At 57.0% G+C, this 16,665-nt stretch carries 15 protein-coding genes and 1 riboswitch; of the genes, 12 read left to right on the top strand and 3 right to left on the bottom strand.

Annotated elements, in window-relative coordinates; genetic code table 11:
- The first annotated feature begins 30 nt into the window (after positions 1 to 30).
- Positions 31 to 156 carry a hypothetical protein gene (locus HMPREF1207_RS30550; RefSeq protein ID WP_009676411.1) on the top strand — a complete coding sequence of 42 codons (126 nt, stop codon included), beginning with the start codon at positions 31 to 33 and terminating at the stop codon, positions 154 to 156.
- A 101-nt stretch (positions 157 to 257) separates the two neighbouring features.
- Here the strand turns inward: HMPREF1207_RS30550 and HMPREF1207_RS07160 are convergent, their stop codons facing one another.
- Positions 258 to 1,511: an MFS transporter gene (locus HMPREF1207_RS07160; protein WP_009676412.1), complete on the bottom strand. Its 1,254-nt coding sequence runs from the start codon at positions 1,509 to 1,511 to the stop codon at positions 258 to 260.
- Between the two features lie 24 nt (positions 1,512 to 1,535).
- Positions 1,536 to 2,327, bottom strand: coding sequence for an archaetidylserine decarboxylase (gene asd, locus HMPREF1207_RS07155; protein ID WP_009676406.1), 792 nt, complete (start codon positions 2,325 to 2,327; stop codon positions 1,536 to 1,538).
- Between the two features lie 213 nt (positions 2,328 to 2,540).
- On the opposite strand from asd, the gene HMPREF1207_RS07150 reads away from it, so the two are divergent.
- From HMPREF1207_RS07150 to HMPREF1207_RS07140, 3 genes are all read left to right on the top strand, one after another.
- A complete protein-coding gene (locus HMPREF1207_RS07150; RefSeq protein ID WP_009676395.1) occupies positions 2,541 to 2,843 on the top strand; it encodes a hypothetical protein in 303 nt (100 codons plus the stop codon).
- 117 nt (positions 2,844 to 2,960) lie between these two features.
- Entirely contained in the window at positions 2,961 to 3,272 is a 312-nt protein-coding gene (locus HMPREF1207_RS07145) for a DUF485 domain-containing protein (protein WP_009676419.1), read from the top strand.
- A gap of 30 nt (positions 3,273 to 3,302) precedes the next feature.
- Positions 3,303 to 4,838 carry a solute symporter family protein gene (locus HMPREF1207_RS07140; RefSeq protein WP_009676387.1) on the top strand — a complete coding sequence of 512 codons (1,536 nt, stop codon included), beginning with the start codon at positions 3,303 to 3,305 and terminating at the stop codon, positions 4,836 to 4,838.
- An 85-nt stretch (positions 4,839 to 4,923) separates the two neighbouring features.
- On the opposite strand, the gene HMPREF1207_RS07135 is transcribed toward HMPREF1207_RS07140, so the two are convergent.
- The gene (locus tag HMPREF1207_RS07135; RefSeq protein WP_009676400.1) at positions 4,924 to 6,378 is read right to left on the bottom strand and encodes an amino acid permease; all 1,455 of its coding nucleotides are present in this window, start codon (positions 6,376 to 6,378) and stop codon (positions 4,924 to 4,926) included.
- A 122-nt stretch (positions 6,379 to 6,500) separates the two neighbouring features.
- Positions 6,501 to 6,690, bottom strand: a riboswitch (Lysine riboswitch).
- Positions 6,691 to 6,893: 203 nt separating this feature from the next.
- Between HMPREF1207_RS07135 and HMPREF1207_RS07130 the strand changes: the two genes are divergently transcribed.
- The 8 genes from HMPREF1207_RS07130 to HMPREF1207_RS29705 all read left to right on the top strand — a co-directional run.
- Positions 6,894 to 7,496 (top strand): glycerol-3-phosphate responsive antiterminator, encoded by a 603-nt coding sequence (locus HMPREF1207_RS07130; protein WP_009676393.1) that lies wholly within the window; start codon positions 6,894 to 6,896, stop codon positions 7,494 to 7,496.
- Between the two features lie 311 nt (positions 7,497 to 7,807).
- Positions 7,808 to 8,635: an HAD-IIA family hydrolase gene (locus tag HMPREF1207_RS07125; RefSeq protein WP_009676404.1), complete on the top strand. Its 828-nt coding sequence runs from the start codon at positions 7,808 to 7,810 to the stop codon at positions 8,633 to 8,635.
- Positions 8,636 to 8,728: 93 nt separating this feature from the next.
- Positions 8,729 to 10,051, top strand: coding sequence for an ABC transporter substrate-binding protein (locus tag HMPREF1207_RS07120; RefSeq protein WP_009676391.1), 1,323 nt, complete (start codon positions 8,729 to 8,731; stop codon positions 10,049 to 10,051).
- A 91-nt stretch (positions 10,052 to 10,142) separates the two neighbouring features.
- Positions 10,143 to 11,033, top strand: coding sequence for a carbohydrate ABC transporter permease (locus HMPREF1207_RS07115; RefSeq protein WP_016423545.1), 891 nt, complete (start codon positions 10,143 to 10,145; stop codon positions 11,031 to 11,033).
- A gap of 161 nt (positions 11,034 to 11,194) precedes the next feature.
- A complete protein-coding gene (locus tag HMPREF1207_RS07110; RefSeq protein ID WP_170318717.1) occupies positions 11,195 to 11,971 on the top strand; it encodes a carbohydrate ABC transporter permease in 777 nt (258 codons plus the stop codon).
- Between the two features lie 435 nt (positions 11,972 to 12,406).
- Positions 12,407 to 12,742, top strand: coding sequence for a L,D-transpeptidase (locus HMPREF1207_RS07105; RefSeq protein ID WP_009676389.1), 336 nt, complete (start codon positions 12,407 to 12,409; stop codon positions 12,740 to 12,742).
- Between the two features lie 13 nt (positions 12,743 to 12,755).
- Positions 12,756 to 13,907, top strand: a complete 1,152-nt coding sequence (locus tag HMPREF1207_RS07100) for a glycosyltransferase family 4 protein (protein WP_009676397.1) — start codon at positions 12,756 to 12,758, stop codon at positions 13,905 to 13,907.
- 122 nt (positions 13,908 to 14,029) lie between these two features.
- Positions 14,030 to 16,665 (top strand): hypothetical protein (locus HMPREF1207_RS29705; RefSeq protein ID WP_016423543.1); only part of this gene is annotated, 2,636 nt, incomplete at its 3' end.

The raw sequence follows: 16,665 nt of genomic DNA, 5'->3' as shown, positions 1-16,665 counted from the left end.
GTCACTGCAGCCTGTTGAAGGAGGTAGAGAATGAAAAAGGTGCTGCTGCGTATAGCCAAAATAGCGGGAACTGTCGCAGCCATTGCGATAGGAGCTTATTATCTTTTGACGCTGGCGGCTTTCGTGATCTTGGCTTTAAACGAATGGACGGGTTGAAGGGTGAAACGTCGGCTGAGAAATGACCGCTCATAAAACAGTTACGGACAAGACCTAAAAAAACCGGTATTCCCCGCGGGGAATACCGGTTTGGTTTATGCTTATACTTCTGCGGACCATTCACGCAGCTTGCGGTCTGACGGAAGAAAGAGCGTCAAGATGCCGAGAATCGGCAGAAGGCTGGACAGCTTCATGATGAGGCTGATTCCGTGCGCGTCGATCAGGTTACCCAGAACGAGCGCTCCTATCCCGCCCATGCCGAACGCGAAGCCTGTAATCAGGCCGGATACCATGCCGACTTTCCCCGGAATCAGCGTCTGCGCATACACGACGGTGACGGAGAAGCTGGAGAACACGATGAATCCGGTCAGCACGAGCAGCACGGTTGCCCATCCCAGACCGACGTAGGGGATGAGGGCGGCCAGCGGAGCCGCGCCGCACATCGAGACGAAGATGACGGTTCTCTGTCCGAACCGGTCGGCGAGAGGTCCGCCGAAGAACGTTCCGAGCGCTCCTGCGGCCAGGAACAGGAAAATATAGATTTGCGCCTGGTCGATGGTCGTGCCGACGACATCGCGCAAATAGAAAGCGTAATAGCTCGTCATGGCCGCCGAGTACCACGAGCGGATAAAGACCAGGAACACCAGCACGACGATCGCGGTGGCGATCTTATTCCGCTTGGTGGGGTCCATCGCGCGCTGCACGGTCTTCTTCGCCGTCACGGCTCCGGCCTCGATCACACCCTTATACCAGCGGGCGATAAAGGTTTGCACGAGCATGGCGGCGCCCGCCACGAGGGTGAACCAGATCGAGCCGAACTGGCCCAGCGGGATGAAGATCCATTTCGTCAGCAGCGGAGCCAGCGATTGACCCGCGTTGCCGCCGACCTGGAAGATCGACTGGGCGAGTCCCTTGCGGGAGCCTGCGGCCAGGTGGGCGACCTTCGAGCCCTGCGGATGGAAGGCCGCCGATCCCAAGCCCACCAGCGATACGGCCAGCAGCACGAACGCGTACGAAGGCGCGAACGCGAGCAGGAGCATGCCGAGGAAGGTGGAGGCCATGCCGAGCGGCAGCATGTAGGGTTTGGGCTTCCGGTCGGTATACATGCCGATGACCGGCTGCATGATGGAAGCGGTCAGATTGAAGTAGAACGAGATCCATCCGATCTGGGCGTACGAAAGCGTCATGCTGTCTTTTAAAATCGGATAGATAGCCGGGATAACCGACTGAATCGAGTCATTGAACAGATGCACGAGACTGATGGCAAGGAGTACCTTATAGACCGTCGGTTTCGACGTAGGGATTCCTGCTGAGGGTCGTGCTGTGCCGGCATTGACTGTCGCCTGCGACGCCATAGGGCACGCACTCCTTTCGTGAAGCTAGTGTGTAGATTGCTTAAGCGTACCGATCCGTTCGCCCATGCGGACTTTGCTGCCCACCTGGAGATCGGAGCGCGGTGTCAGGATGCCGTTCTCAGTGACGAGCACAACGGTCGAGCCGAATTCGAAATAAGCGAGGTCGTCGCCCGCCTGCAGGTGAGACGGAAGGCCTTCCACATACTGAATGGAGCTGACGTTGAGCGCGCCGACTTTGACGACGGCAATCTCCCCGGCTTCATGCTCCATCACGGTGATGAGACGCTCGTTGCGGCTGAGCACGCGTGTCATGTGGCGCAGGCCGAATTCGTTCACGGGATACACCTTGCCCGGAACATGTTCTTTCTCCAATATCTCGCCGGTAACCGGAGAGTGGATACGGTGATAGTCCGTCGGGCTTAAATAAAGCACCATAAAAAAGCCCTTCTCGTAATTGATCGTACGAGGGGAGCGGTTGAGCAGCTCCTCGACGGTGTAATCCTGCCCCTTGACGCTGAGCATGCGGCCCGCCTCTACGGGACCGTAGCCGGTAATAACGGCGTCCACCGGGCTGACAAGCGCGGCCGGGTCCGTATCGACCGGACGGAGTCCGGGCTTCAGGCGGCGGGTGAAGAACTCGTTGAGTGTGGCGTATTCCCCGATTGCCTTCTCGGCTTCTTCTACCGGAATGCCGTAAGACTTGGCAAACCACGGAATAAGGGAGCGGCTGAGCGGAGATTTGGAAAACGAACCGGTCATCCGGGAAATCCATTTGCGGGATGAGAGTTCCGTCATAAGTCGAAACAATGGTTTCATGCTTAGTTCAATGCTCCTATCTGTACGTTGACTATAGTCTTCGTTTTATCTTGCCATAGAATGAACGTTTTGACAATTGCCGCGACCCGGCGTTTTCGGGCGCTCAACAGCCCCAAACGCGGCTTTTCGCCGGGACCGTGCCATTATCCTCGGGCAGACAGGTATGATTCGGATCAAGGCTGCGCAAGCTGATTAAAAAAAGGAGGAAAACCTATGTCCGGTTTGGTGTGGGGAACGGTTGTTGTCGTTCCGTGGCTGCTCGTTTGGCTTCAAAATAAAGTGGCCGGGGCCAAATTTATTATAGATGCATTGGCTTACGCGGCACTTGTGCTTTTTTCAGGGATTACGGGGGTAACCGTGGCGGAGATTCTCGTAAACAACACGGTTTTTATGACAAGCGTGCATAAGGTGTTTCTGAATCCGCTCTTTCTGGGCAGCGGCGGTTGGCTCGGCCTGTATGCGCTTCAGCTGCTTATAGTAGAAGGAATTTTTTCAGGGAGAATAAAGAAGCGCTGAAGCGGGGGAGCTAGCGAAAAAATAACTGGTACAAAATGTAAAGGTTATATATAATAAGGTTGGATTTAATGAAAGCGCTTACCATGTGGAGGAAACAAAATTAGGAGGAGGAAGCTAATGAAAAAGCGAGCCAAGGAGCTCAATTACACGGAAATTGCGCAGTCCAGTCAGTTCCAAACGTTATTGAAACGAAAAAGACAATTCATTTTACCGCTTTCCCTGTTCTTCTTTGCCTTTTATTTTACGCTCCCGATTCTCACCTCTTACACCACCGTGCTTAACGCCCCTGCATTCGGTTCCGTCTCCTGGGCGTGGGTATTCGCTTTTGCGCAGTTTATCATGACTTGGGTGCTATGTATCCTTTACTCGCGCCGGGCCGCTAAATTCGATGTGATGGTACAGCAAATCCGGCAGCAAATGAAAGGCTGATCTCATTTCTCATAATTGGAGGGAAGTCAAGTGAATTTGACGGCATTCTGGTTATTTCTGGGCATCGTGGCGATCACGCTTCTGATTACCTATTTTGCGGCCAAAAAAACCAACTCCACCGATGAGTTCTATACGGCGGGCGGAGGACTGACGGGCTGGCAGAACGGTCTGGCTATCGCCGGTGATTACATGTCCGCCGCTTCCTTCCTGGGAATCGCGGGTACGATCGCGCTGGCCGGCTTTGACGGGTTCTTTTACAGCATCGGGTTTCTGGTCGCGTATCTGGTCGTTCTCTACCTCGTAGCGGAGCCTCTCCGCAATCTCGGGAAATATACGGTGGCGGATATGATTGCCGCCCGTTTCAACGAAAAGAAAATCCGCGGTGTGGCGGCCTTAAATACGATCACGATCTCCACCTTCTATATGATCGCGCAGCTCGTGGGCGCGGGGGCGCTCATCAAGCTGCTGCTGGGACTCGATTTCACGACGTCCGTGCTGATTGTGGGCCTGCTGATGACCGTTTACGTCGTATTCGGCGGGATGACCGCCACTTCGTGGGTGCAGATCGTCAAAGCCGTGCTGCTGATGGGCGGAACTTTTATTCTTTCGATTGTCGTGTTCTCGAAGTTTAACTTCAGCGTCACCGAAATGTTCGATCAGCTGAAAGCCGTTACTCCTCTCAAAGAGAAGTTTCTGGACCCCGGCAATAAGTATAAAATTCCGCTCGACACGCTCTCGCTTAACCTGGCGCTTGTGCTGGGTACGGCCGGTCTGCCGCACATTCTGATCCGCTTCTTCACGGTGAAGGACGCTCCGACCGCGCGCAGCTCCGTCGTGTACGCAACCTGGATCATCGGCATTTTCTACGTGCTGACGCTGTTCCTCGGCTTCGGTGCGGCCGCGTTTGTCGGATACGATAACATCATCGCGGAAGATAAGGGTGGCAACATGGCGGCGCCTCTACTGGCCCGGGCACTCGGCGGAGATTTCTTCTTCGCCTTTATCGCGGCCGTCGCGTTCGCGACGATTCTGGCCGTGGTCACCGGTCTGGTTCTCTCCGCCGCTTCCGCGTTCGCGCATGACTTCTACAGCCATATCGTACGCAAGGGAAAAGCCACGGAGTCCGAGCAGATGAAGGTAGCCCGCTGGGCGTCCGTCGGCGTCTCCATCCTGTCGATCATCTTGTCGCTGGCCGCATCCAAGCTGAACGTCGCGTTCCTCGTGTCCGTCGCCTTCGCGATCGCGGCCAGCTCCAATCTGCCGGTCATCCTGTTCACCGTCTTCTGGCGGCGCTTCAACACGGCGGGTGCGGTAACGGGCATGCTCGTCGGCCTGGTCTCTTCCCTGGTGCTTGTGGCCCTGAGCCCGAGCGTATGGAGTCCGGAAGCGGGCAAAGCCATCTTCGTGGGCACGCCGTTGTTCCCGCTGACGAACCCGGGCATCATCTCCATTCCCCTCGGATTCCTGGGCGCAATTCTCGGAACGGTCCTGTCGAAGAAAAAATCGTCCGACGCCAAATTCGACGAGATTGTCGTTAAAGCCAACGTCGGCAATATCAACATGTAAGCGGGCGGCGAAATGCTTGACACAACAAAGAACCTCCCGGTCCTTAACGGACCGGGAGGTTCTTTGTTTATGCGCGCCGCCGCGCTTAATCGTCGAAACGACATTCTTCGAGGCGGAGAACTTTCGTTTTCTTCTTGACTTTATAAGCGATCCAGACGATCAGGAAAAGCGGAATTCCGATATAGGAGGCGATCAGGCCGGCCCAATCCACGCCGCTTTCCGAGATCGCCGAGTAGTTTTGGCCGAGGATCACGACGATACAGACGACCAGGGCGAAGATGGGGCCGAACGGGAACCATTTCGCCAGGTACGGCAGATCGCGCAGGTCGCGGCCTTGCGCTTTATAGGCGCGCCGGAAGCGGTAGTGGCTGACGGCGATGCCGAGCCAGGCGATGAACCCGCACATGCCGGAGGCGTTGAGCAGCCAGATGTACACGACCCCGTCGCCGAACATGGAGGCGAGGAAAGCGAACATGCCCACGGCTGCCGTCGCGATCAGAGCGACCACCGGCACGCCGCGCTTGTCGAGCCTCCCGAGGAAGCGCGGCGCTTTGCCTTCGCGGGCAAGCGTCCAGATCATCCGCGTGGACGCGTACATGCCGGAGTTGCCGGCGGACAGAACGGACGTCAGGATGACGGCGTTCATGACGGAGGCGGCGAACGCCAGGCCGGCTTTCTCGAACACGAGGGTGAACGGGCTGATCGCGATATTTTCGACGTCGCCGCTGATCAGGTTGTCGCTCGTGTAAGGAATGAGCAGGCCGATGATGAAGATGGCGAAAATATAGAACAGCAGGATGCGCCAGAAAATGGTGCGGATCGCTTTGGGCACGTTCTCGCGCGGGTTCTCGCTTTCGCCGGCCGCCACGCCGACAAGCTCTGTCCCCTGGAACGAGAAGCCCGCGGCCATGAACACGCCGAGCACGGCCATAAATCCGCCGCTGACGGGAGCGTCTCCCAGCGTAAAGTTGCTGAACCCGACGGACTCGCCGCCGATAATGCCGAAAATCATCAAAATCCCGACGGTGATGAATACGATGACGGTCACGATTTTAATCAGGGCAAACCAGTATTCGGACTCCCCGTAGCCGCGGACAGACATGTAATTCAGGGAGAACATCAGCACCAGGAACAGCAGACTCCATAGAATGGAGGGACTGTCGGGCAGCCAGAATTTCATAATGAGCGTGGCCGCGGAAAGCTCGGCGGCAATCGTAATGGCCCAGTTGAACCAGTAGTTCCAGCCGAGCGCGAATCCCAGCGCCGGATCGACGAACCGGGAAGCGTAAGTGGAGAAGGAGCCGGATACCGGCATGTAGGCCGACAGCTCCCCGAGGCTAGTCATGAGAAAGTAAACCATGATGCCGATGGCCGCGTAAGCGATTAAAGCGCCGCCGGGACCTGCGGAATGAATCGCTCCGCCGCTGGCCAGGAAGAGTCCGGTTCCGATGGAACCGCCAAGCGAAATCATGGTCAAATGTCTGGCTTTAAGGCCGCGCTTAAGTTCCGTAGTCTCGGAACCGGAGTTCGGTTGTTTCATAAGGAACACCTCTGTGAATAAATTTGTTTCTTGCCGCTGCGCTAACCGCCGGTTAATTAAGAGGAAAACACAAAGAGCCCCGAAAAGGAGTTTTCGCGGCTGCTGCTTCTATCTCGCCTTTCCATGAAGATAGCGCAACACCGCTGCTTGGAAGGGCAGCAGTGACAGTTCCGCCCCTGTTCGGGAACGGACCCAATCCGGACGCAAGAGAAACGGCCCGAATTTCGGCGGCTGCTCCTTTCTCCCGGCTTCGCTGACGTCTCTCTCGTCTCCCCCGGCATACTCCTAGCACCCGCAACCTCTACCTCATCGAGAATGGATGAGGAACTTGCTATTAAGTTTTTGTAAAATGGTACATCGTTCAGTATAGATAAAAAGAGGAATAGTGGCAATAGGAGAAACTGGAAACGGATACAAAAAAATTCCGGCTGATTTTACAGGGGAAAAACACGGCGTTAATACTGGGGAAACAGGGTGCGGCTACGATTAAGGGGACGGAAGAAAGAAGGGTGACTATGGATAAAGGAATCGGCAATCTGGGACCGAGACGCATCATCGCGGCCGTCCGGCATTCGGAGGATTTGAAACTGGCGTGCGCAAGCGACCTGCCGGTTGTTTTTCTGCTGGTCGGTGATTTGTTCACCGTTCAGGATTATGTGAAGCAGGTGATCGACAGCGGCAAAAAGGTGTTTTTGCACGTCGATTTTATAGCCGGGCTCGGAAGCGATCCCATCATTATTAAATATTTGGCCGAGAAAGTCAGGCCGACCGGTATTATTTCCACGAAAACGCATCTGATCAAGCATGCTAAAAAGAATGGCCTGGCGGCCGTTCAGCGCTTGTTCCTGATCGATTCGGCGGCTCTGGAGAACGGCATCGCCAACGTCCAGCAGAGCGGACCCGACGCCGTGGAGATTATGCCGGGGCTGATACCGCGCGTTATTACGGAGGTCAGCGAAAGGCTGAGCGTGCCGGTCATAGCGGGAGGGTTGATCCACCACCATGAAGAGATTGAAACGGCTTTACAGGCGGGGGCTGCGGCGGTTTCCATGGGCAGCCGGGCTCTGTGGGTGAAGGAAACGAAGCGGCCGCGTAAGGATGAGGCGGTTGTCCGGTAATTTCGCAGGAGGTTCTGCAAGTCTTGCGGCCGGCGTCCGTTATCTTTACAAATCTTTAAAATCGCGTTCATACAGAGCAAACACTTCGCGGATAAAGTAGAAGTAAAGAGAGAACCAACTGAATCGGTAAGGGTTGAGATGAGGAGAAAACCCTTTATGCAATATTCGCCGCAGGGCATGGCACGACGGAAGTTCCGTTAACTGACGGGCTCCGGTTGTGCGGTCGTTTCCTGTTCCGGGTGCGTATTGGATGAAGGGTTTTTTGGGTTGTCTTCTTCCCGGCCGGTGAGGTGTTCAAGGAGGAAAAACGCTTGCGGGGCCTGACAGAATGGAACGATGCAGAAGCTTATTTTTTTGATCTCGACGGGACGATCTTCCTCGGAGGACGCCTGCTTCCCGGAGCGGCGGAGCTGCTCCGCTCTCTGGAGGAAGCCGGCAAGACGGTCGGCTTCCTGACCAACACCACGACGCAGACGGCCGCGGACTGCGGCCGCCGCCTGCGGGGGCTGGGTCTTGCCGTCCGCGACGAGCAGGTCGTGACGGCAGCGGCGGCTGCCGCCGCCTACCTGGCGGAACAAGCCCCGCAGGCCCGGGTGCTCGCCGTCGGCGAGGAAGCGCTGATCGCGGAGCTGGACGCGCGGAACATCCGCGTCGTGCGGACGCCGCTGGAGGCGACGCACGTGGTCGTCGGCATGGACCGGCGCTTCGACTATGCGAAGCTTCACGCCGCGTCCAGGGCGCTGCGGTCCGGGGCGGAGCTCATCGCCTGCAACCCGGACACGTTCTGTCCGGTGGAAGGCGACGAGCTGCCCGACACCGGGGCCATGACGGCCGCGATTGAAGCGGCCTCGGGCGTCCGCGCGTCGGTCGTCGCGGGCAAGCCGTCGCTGCACTACGCGCAGGTCGCTCTCCGCAGGGCCCGCAAGACCGCGGACCGGTGCGTCATGGTCGGCGACCGTCTGGAGACGGACATCCGGCTGGGCCTTGCCAGCGGCATGCGCACCGCGCTCGTGCTGACGGGCGCGGCGACTTTGGAGGAGGTGAGAGCGGGGACGGTCATGCCGGACTGGATCGTACCGACACTGGAGGCGTTCACGAAGCCTTCCGACGAAGAAATATTTAACATCCCCATTACATAACGTTAACGCAGCGGTGGAAATGGAGTGTTACATTGGGGACAAGCACGGCGAACTGCAAAAACCGAAATCATTTTATTTGGGGGAGACTATCCAATGCGGACAATCGCGAAAATGAGTGTGTTGACACTGCTTACGGCAAGTTTGATGGCGGGCTGCGCTAAGCCTCAAGCGGAAACGAGCGCAAGCACCACCCCGGGGGCGGGAACGGATAAGCCCAAAGAGAAAACCGAGCTGACGTTCTACTACCCGATCGCCGTAGGCGGCCCTCTGACGGCAACGATCGAAGCGATGGCGGCCGATTTTACAAAAGAAAACCCGGATATCACCGTGAAGCCGGTGTACACCGGAAGCTACGCGGATACGACCGTGAAAACACAGGCGGGCGTACAGGGTAAAACGCCTCCGGACGTAGCGGTTAACCTGTCGACGGAACTTTACAGCCTGCTGGATATGAATGCGATCATTCCGCTGGACGAATTTATCGCCAAAGAAGACAAGAGCTGGCTGTCGGATTTCTACCCGGCTTTCCTGGCCAACTCCCAGACGGGCGGCAAAACGTACAGCGTCCCGTTCCAGCGCAGCACGATCGTGCTTTACTACAACAAGGACATGTTCAAGGAAGCGGGTCTCGATCCGAACAAGCCGCCGACTACATGGGAAGAGATGGCCGAATACGGCAAGAAGCTGAAGAAGGAAGGCCGCTGGGGGCTTGAAATTCCGGTATCGGGTTTCGCTTACTGGATGATGCAGACGTTCTCCCTGCAAAACGGCAAGAACCTGATGAGCGAAGACGGAAAGAAAGTCTTTTTCGATACAAAAGAAAACGCCGAAGGGCTTCAATTCTGGGCCGACATGGCCCGCAAGGACAAAATTATGCCGGAAGGCGTAACGGAATGGGCAACGGTGCCGTCCGACTTTATCGCCGGTAAAACCGCGATGATGTATCACACGACAGGCAACCTGACGAATGTGAAGAAAAACGCGAAGTTCGATTTCGGCGTGACGTTCCTGCCGCAGAAGAAATCGTACGGCAGCCCGACGGGCGGCGGCAACTTCTACATTTTCAAAGACATCGACAAGAAAAAGCAGGAAGCGGCTTGGAAGTTCGTCAAGTTTATGACGGAGCCTGAGCGTGCAGCCAAATGGAGCATCGAAACCGGCTACGTGGGCGTGCGCAAGTCCGCTTATGAAACCGATGTGATGAAAAAGTACGTAGCGGAGTTCCCGCCGGCGCTTGTCGCCCGCGATCAGCTCCAGTATGCGGCAGCCGAGCTGTCCACGCACAACAACGGTAAAGTGTCCAAGGCGCTGAGCGATCAGCTTCAGGCGGTGCTTACCGGTGCGGCGGAACCGGCGGCTGCGCTGAAAAAAGCTCAGGAAGAAGCGGACAAGGCGCTGGCGCCGTTCAACAAGTAAGCGGGCCGGAGCGTAAATGCGGTCGGCAGGGTCTCCTATGGCTCTGCCGATTCTTTATTCAACCGGCCGGAAACCGCAGGGAGGGAAGACAATGACCGGGAAAGTCGCGGTTTGGAAAGAAAACGGGTTTGCGTGGCTGCTTCTGCTGCCGTCGCTGGTGTTTCTTATTCTTTTTACGTTTTATCCGATGCTCAAGACGCTGATCTTAAGCTTCTATCAGGCTGATCTGGCTACGCCGCAGCCGATTTTCGCGGGTCTCGACAATTACAAGCACATGGCGGAAGATGCCGTCTTCTGGAAAGTACTCCGCAACAACGTCTGGTTTGCGCTGGGCACGGTGCCGACGGCCATTGCGCTCGCGCTGGTCATGGCGGCGTTCGCCAATAAAGCGCTCCGGGCGAAAGGTTTCGTCCGCACGGCTTTCTTTTACCCGAACATGATTCCGATGATCGCCATCGCCAACGTGTGGCTGTTCATTTATACGCCGCAGTACGGGCTGCTCAGCAGAGCGATGGGCTGGCTGGGGCAATCCCAGGCGGTCAATATTCTGGGAAGCCAGGACACGGTCATGTGGGCGATGATTGCGATGATCGTCTGGAAAGAAGCGGGATATCTGATGATTTTCTATCTCGCTGGCCTGCAGAATATTCCGAAGGACTTGTACGAATCCGCCGAAATGGACGGGGTCGGACGCTGGACCGTTTTTCGTAAAATTACGTTTCCGCTCCTTATGCCGACGACGCTGTTTGTCATGATCGTGGCTTTGACGAATTCGTTCAAGCTGGTCGATCACCTGTTCATCATGACCAAGGGCGGACCCGACAACGCAAGCAACCTTCTTCTTTTCTATATTTACGATACGGCTTTCAGCTTCTGGGATCAGGGGCTGGCCTCGGCTTTGACGATGGTGATGATCGTTCTGCTGATGGCGCTTGCGGCGCTCCAGTATTTCGGACTGGACAAGAACATTCATTACCGTTAATTTCGCGCTAAAAAAGGAGGGTGGAACTCATGACTTCCACAACCGCCGGGACAGCGGCACCCGAAGCTTCGCGCCGGGACGGGACGGCAAAGCCCGCATCCGCCAGACGCAGGCTGTTTGCACGCGGACCGCTGACCCTCGATTTCTGGCTGAATGCGCTTATGTTTCTCGTCGCGCTCGTCTGGATCGTACCACTAGTCTGGATGCTGTGGACCGCATTCCGGCCCAAAGATTCCGTGATCAATCCCACATTGTCGTGGGATTTTACGCTGGAGCATTTCCGGCATGTCTGGTCGGCCGCCCCGTTCGGGCTGTACTACGGCAACACGCTGCTCATCACCGGGGGCATTCTGGTCGTTCAGCTGCTCACCGTTACGATGGCGGCCTTCGCGTTCGCCCGGCTGAATTTCAAAGGCAAAGAATTTGTATTCATGCTGTTTCTCGTGCAGATCATGATTCCGGCCGATGTGCTCGTTTTCCCGAACTATAACGTGCTCAAGGAGCTGAGCCTGCTCGATACGAAGCTGGGGATCATGCTTCCGTATTTCGCTTCGGCTTTCGGTATTTTTCTGCTGAGGCAGATGTTCAAGACGATTCCCCCCGAGCTGGATGAAGCAGCCGTGATGGAGGGATGCACGAAGTGGCAGATCCTGTGGCGCATCTATGTGCCCCTTGCCCGGCCGTCTTACGTCGCCTTTGCCCTCGTATCGGTCAGCTATCACTGGAACAATTTCCTCTGGCCGCTTATCGTGACGAACTCGGTAGAAAACCGTCCTCTGACGGTCGGTCTGGCTATTTTCGCCCAATCGTTCGAGACCGGAGCGCAGTGGGCCGAGGTGAGCGCGGCGACGCTGATCGTGATTGCGCCGCTTCTGGCGGGCTTCCTGCTGTTCCAGCGCCAGTTTATGAACAGCTTTATGCAGTCGGGCATCAAGTAACCTCATGTGCGAGGAACCGGTATGTCGGCAAGGAACACGTCCGTTTCACCGGCATGCCGGTAGGATCTTACGATAAAACAGGGCCGCTAACCCAATAGCGGCCCTGTTTTATTTCAGTTTTTGGCCGGCCGCAATCCAGCGTCCGTCGATATCTTCGAAGACCGGCTCGCGGTTGTTGTCGTCCGTTACGGACAGAGGACGAACGATTTTGACGTCCAGCCGGCGAGCTCGGCTTCGATTTCTGACCTCCCGAACGGTTTAAAAGACACCCTTCCCCCGGTTCGTACGGCCTATTGCTTGCAGGCGGACCCGGCTGCGGGTGTTTTTCTATTGGCAATTTACCCAACCACGGCGAGTCCGGCCGTCATATCCTGTAGAAGGAGCGTTTTACAGCAGGTTTGAAGGTCTGGATGCCGTACCTAAGGAGGTCACAAGATGGCATATCGCATCGATATCAATACCTCGACATTCGTCCTGACGTTATCCGATGACGGCAATACCGTGAATACTTATCCGGTCGGTGTGGGAAAGGTGGGAACGAGTACTCCGGAAGGAACGTTCACCATCGTCAACAAGGAGCCGAATCCCGGCGGACCCTTCGGGGTTCTCTGGATGGGCTTGTCGAAGAAGCATTACGGCATCCATGGAACCAACGATCCCTCTTCCATCGGAAAGCGTTCTTCCCACGGCTGTATAAGAATGCAAAACAAGGATGTGCTGGCGCTGTCCCGCGTCGTTCCGATAGGTACTGTCGTGCGGATTCACCCCTAAGAGAGGAAGATGAATGATGAACATCTCATCCATTGCTATTGTGTCGCCGGGATCGTTCGCCGTTCCTTCCGGTACCAGCAGTTCGGTCGAGCATGTGGTGGAGCGGCTGGCGGACCGGCTCAGTGAGGCGGCGCAGGTCACCGTATTGGGCAGAAGAACGAGACGCAGACCGGCAAGAGAGCAGATCGGAGGGGTCACTTATGTGCGGCCGAGCTACAAGAGCGGCCTTTCGTATATAGAGGCCGTTTACCGGAAGCTGAAACCGATGAAGCCCGATCTTATTCAGGTGGAGAATCGTCCCCGGTTCGTCCGTTATTTACGGAAGCGGATGAAGCGGGCGACCATTTGCCTCGGGCTGCAATCGATCACGTTCATATCGAAGCCTCACATCGGACGCAAAGAGGTCGCCGAATGCCTCCGCTGCGCCGACCTTATTTTCGTCAACAGCGAGTATTTGCGCCAGGAGGTTATCCGGCGCGCGCCTTCTGTTGCCAATAAGGTTATGGTGAATCCGTTGGGAGCGGACCCGTCTATTTTCGCTCCCCGGATGTTTCACGAGGAAGCCCGGCAGGAAATGCTGGCGTCCCTGGGGCTGTCGGGACGCAAAGTGATTGTCTTCGCCGGACGGCTTATGCCGATGAAGGGCGTCGAGCAGCTTCTGCGCGCGATGCCCGCCGTGTTTGCCGCTCATCCGGATGCGGCGCTGCTCGTCATCGGAGGGGCGGGCTACGGCAGCACGAGACAGACCGCTTACGTCAGGAAGCTGAAAAGGCTGGCGGCCCCGTATCCGGACCACATCCGCTTCATTCCTTACGTGTCGCACGATGCGATCCCGGCCTGGTTCCGTCTCGCCGATGTCGTCGCCGTTCCTTCGATGCGGATCGAAGCGTTCGGCCTCGTCAACGTGGAGGCGATGTCCTCGGGTGTGCCGGTTGTCGCCACGCGTGTCGGAGGAATTCCCGAGATTGTTCTCCACGAAACGACGGGGCTGCTGGTGCCCCTCCAGTCGGTGGAAGCGGAACTGGCGCAGGCCATCTCCCGGCTTCTGGCCGACGACGAGCTGAGGCGGCAGATGGGCCAGCGCTGCCTGGAGCGGGTGGCGGAGCTGTACACGTGGGAGAAAATGGCGGAGAGACAGCGGGCTTTTTACGATCTGCTGCCCTGAAAAAAATAGGTGATCGGGGCCGGACCGTGTCCGCGCCTTTTTTTTTCATAAATAGGCATAAACACCGGAGCGGAACGCTGCATAGGATACAGGAGGGAGAAGAACCGGAAAGGGAGATGGGAATGAAAAAAAAGAAAAACCCGGCGGGAGGCGCGCAGCGTCCGGCCTCCAGTAAATACAATGCGAGCATGAATGAGTTGCGCTGGCTGGATGAGGATCCGAAGAAGAAGAAAGAGCGTGAAGATGCCGTCATATCCAAAGCGGAAGCCGAAGCGCTCCGTAAAGCCGAGCGGCCAAAGCCTCAGGGTCTCCTCAGGGCGAAAGCCGAAGGAGCTGCCGGCGGAGGAAAGCATACGGAATCGGACGGAAAAGGTATTGCGAAGGCATCCGCATCCGCCGCTCAGGAAAAAAGCGCGATCAAGTCGGTTGCCGCTGAGCTTGTGCAAGACGAGGATATCTATGCCGGCGAAGAAATGCCGGAGGATTTCGAAGAATCTTTGCTAGTGCACGATACGGCCGAAGACCACTCGATAAGTGAAGAGGACGACGATGAAGCAGTCGTGGCTTCCGATGTTCCGGAAGCTTTAGAAGCTCCGGCAGCCCCGGAAGCCCGAAAGGTTCCGGAAGTACCGAAAACTTTAGAAGCACAAAAAGCTCCGGAAGATATCGGCAATTCAAACCGTCAAGCCCAGCCGGACACCGTCAAAACCGGTAAAAACGGTTCGCCGCTGCTGCTTTTGTCGGAGCGTAAAGAAGAACGCGGCAGCGAAGGTGTCGTGTATACCGACGATATTGTGGAAGCCGCCGTTACAGGTGAGAAAATCGCCAGCCGCGCCATCGACGAGTCGAAAATGAAGCCGAACAGTATCGGTACACGCTCCCTTCAGGACTTTTCGGTTGAGCGCTCGAAACTGGCCGACGGCAGTGTAACCAGCGAGAAACTCGCTCCCGGTGCCGTGCTCCGCGAGCATCTGGCTTATGGCATCGTGAACGGCGATCATATCCAGATCCGTTCGATCACCAGCGATAAGATCGCGGATAAAAGCATCACGGTCGAAAAGCTTGCCGACGGGACGATCGATGCGGCCAAGTTCGCTCCTTACTCGATCCAGTCTCATCATTTGGCCGAAGCCAGCATAACCCCTGAACTGCTTGAAGATCAGGCCGTGACTTCGGATAAAATCAAAAGCGGTGCCGTCCAATCCCGCCATCTGGGCAACTATGTCATTAATTCGGCGAAGCTTGCCGAAGATGCGATAACTACCGAGAAGCTCCGGCATGAAGCGGTGACCGGGGAAAAAATAGCGCCGGCCAGCATTTCGGCATCCCATTTGGTGTCGGGAACGGTATCGGGCGACAAACTTTCCGCCGGAGCGGTGAATGCCGTCCACTTGGCGAAAGGTTCGGTGGGGGACCAACATATCGGAGGCGGAGTGATCGGGAGCGAACATTTGAAACCGGGTTCCGTGACACGGGAAAAGCTGGCTCCCGGCGCCGTCGATTCCGCCCAGTTGGCGGAAGAAGCGGTGGGCTTCCGAGAGCTTGCTAAAAAATCGGTTCGTCCCGAACACTTGGCGGACGGTTCTGTTCTATCGGTTCATATCGCGGAGGGAGAAATTCGTTCCAGCCATATCGGTTCGGCTCAAATTACGGAGGAGCTGATTGAGAACGGAGCTATAAAATCATTGAAAATCGGCCGGAGAGCTGTCGAAAGCCGTCATATCGACGAAGGTGCGGTTTTGACTTCTCACTTGGCGAATCAGGCCGTCACCACATCCAAACTTGCGACGGAATCGGTCTCGACGGATAAACTGACGGATTATGCGGTCAGTACAGCCAAACTGAACGACAGCAGCGTAACGAGCAAAAAGCTCGCCCGCGGAGCCGTAGAAAGCGAGCATATCCAGCCGTTCAGCATACAGTCCGTTCATATTGCGAACAACGCGATTACGGCGGCTAAAATAGCCGAGCAGAGCGTTAACGGAAGCCACTTGAAGGAAGGCGCGGTTAGCGGCGTTCATCTCGCCTCAAGCGCTGTGGAAGGACGCCATCTGGCGGCGGGTTCCGTTAAGCAGCAGCATTTGGCGAAAGGCGTGGTGACGAGCGAGACACTGGCGAGCGGAGCCGTGACGGGAGATGCATTGTCGGAGGGGGCTGTGACCAGGGAAACGCTGGCGGAAGGCGCCGTGACGACCGAAGCATTGGCGAGCGGAGCCGTGACGAGCAAGGCGCTGGCGAGCGGCTCAGTGACGAGTGAAGCGCTTGCGAGTGGGGCGGTAACGAGGGAAGCGCTGGCGGCCGGTTCGGTGACGAACGAGAAGCTGGCGGTAGACTCGGTGACAAGTAAAGCGCTGGTCGCAGGCGCCGTAACCAACAAAGCGCTGGCGGCGGGCTCGGTGACGAGTGAGGCGCTGGCGGCAGGTTCGGTGACGAGCGAAGCGCTGACGGCAGGCGCCGTAACGAGGGATGCTCTGGCGGAAGGTGCCGTGACGAGGGATGTTCTGGCGAGCGGAGCCGTGACGAGGGATGCGCTGGCGAATGGATCGGTGACGAGCGAAGCGCTCGCGGAAGACGCCGTAACGAGCGAAGCGCTGGCAAGCGGAGCCGTGACGAGTAAGGCCCTGGCGGCAGGCGCCGTAACGAGTGGAGCGCTAGGGAAAGGAGCCGTGACGAGGGAAGCGCTGGCGTACGGAGCGGTGACGAGCGAAGCGCTGGCGGAAGGCGCGGTGACAAGCGAAGCGCTGGCGGCGGGCGCGGT

The organism is Paenibacillus sp. HGH0039, assembly GCF_000411255.1.
Lineage (GTDB): Bacteria > Bacillota > Bacilli > Paenibacillales > NBRC-103111 > Paenibacillus_F.
The sequence above is the reverse complement of the archived record's forward strand: the minus strand, read 5'-3'. Positions and strand labels throughout refer to the sequence as shown.

Coding starts and splice junctions, on each gene's coding strand:
- HMPREF1207_RS30550 (WP_009676411.1), top strand. CDS start 31: ATGAAAAAGGTGCTGCTGCGTATAGCCAAAATAGCGGGAACTGTCGCA.
- HMPREF1207_RS07160 (WP_009676412.1), bottom strand. CDS start 1,511: ATGGCGTCGCAGGCGACAGTCAATGCCGGCACAGCACGACCCTCAGCA.
- asd (WP_009676406.1), bottom strand. CDS start 2,327: ATGAAACCATTGTTTCGACTTATGACGGAACTCTCATCCCGCAAATGG.
- HMPREF1207_RS07150 (WP_009676395.1), top strand. CDS start 2,541: ATGTCCGGTTTGGTGTGGGGAACGGTTGTTGTCGTTCCGTGGCTGCTC.
- HMPREF1207_RS07145 (WP_009676419.1), top strand. CDS start 2,961: ATGAAAAAGCGAGCCAAGGAGCTCAATTACACGGAAATTGCGCAGTCC.
- HMPREF1207_RS07135 (WP_009676400.1), bottom strand. CDS start 6,378: ATGAAACAACCGAACTCCGGTTCCGAGACTACGGAACTTAAGCGCGGC.
- HMPREF1207_RS07130 (WP_009676393.1), top strand. CDS start 6,894: ATGGATAAAGGAATCGGCAATCTGGGACCGAGACGCATCATCGCGGCC.
- HMPREF1207_RS07120 (WP_009676391.1), top strand. CDS start 8,729: ATGCGGACAATCGCGAAAATGAGTGTGTTGACACTGCTTACGGCAAGT.
- HMPREF1207_RS07115 (WP_016423545.1), top strand. CDS start 10,143: ATGACCGGGAAAGTCGCGGTTTGGAAAGAAAACGGGTTTGCGTGGCTG.
- HMPREF1207_RS07110 (WP_170318717.1), top strand. CDS start 11,195: ATGTTTCTCGTCGCGCTCGTCTGGATCGTACCACTAGTCTGGATGCTG.
- HMPREF1207_RS07105 (WP_009676389.1), top strand. CDS start 12,407: ATGGCATATCGCATCGATATCAATACCTCGACATTCGTCCTGACGTTA.
- HMPREF1207_RS07100 (WP_009676397.1), top strand. CDS start 12,756: ATGATGAACATCTCATCCATTGCTATTGTGTCGCCGGGATCGTTCGCC.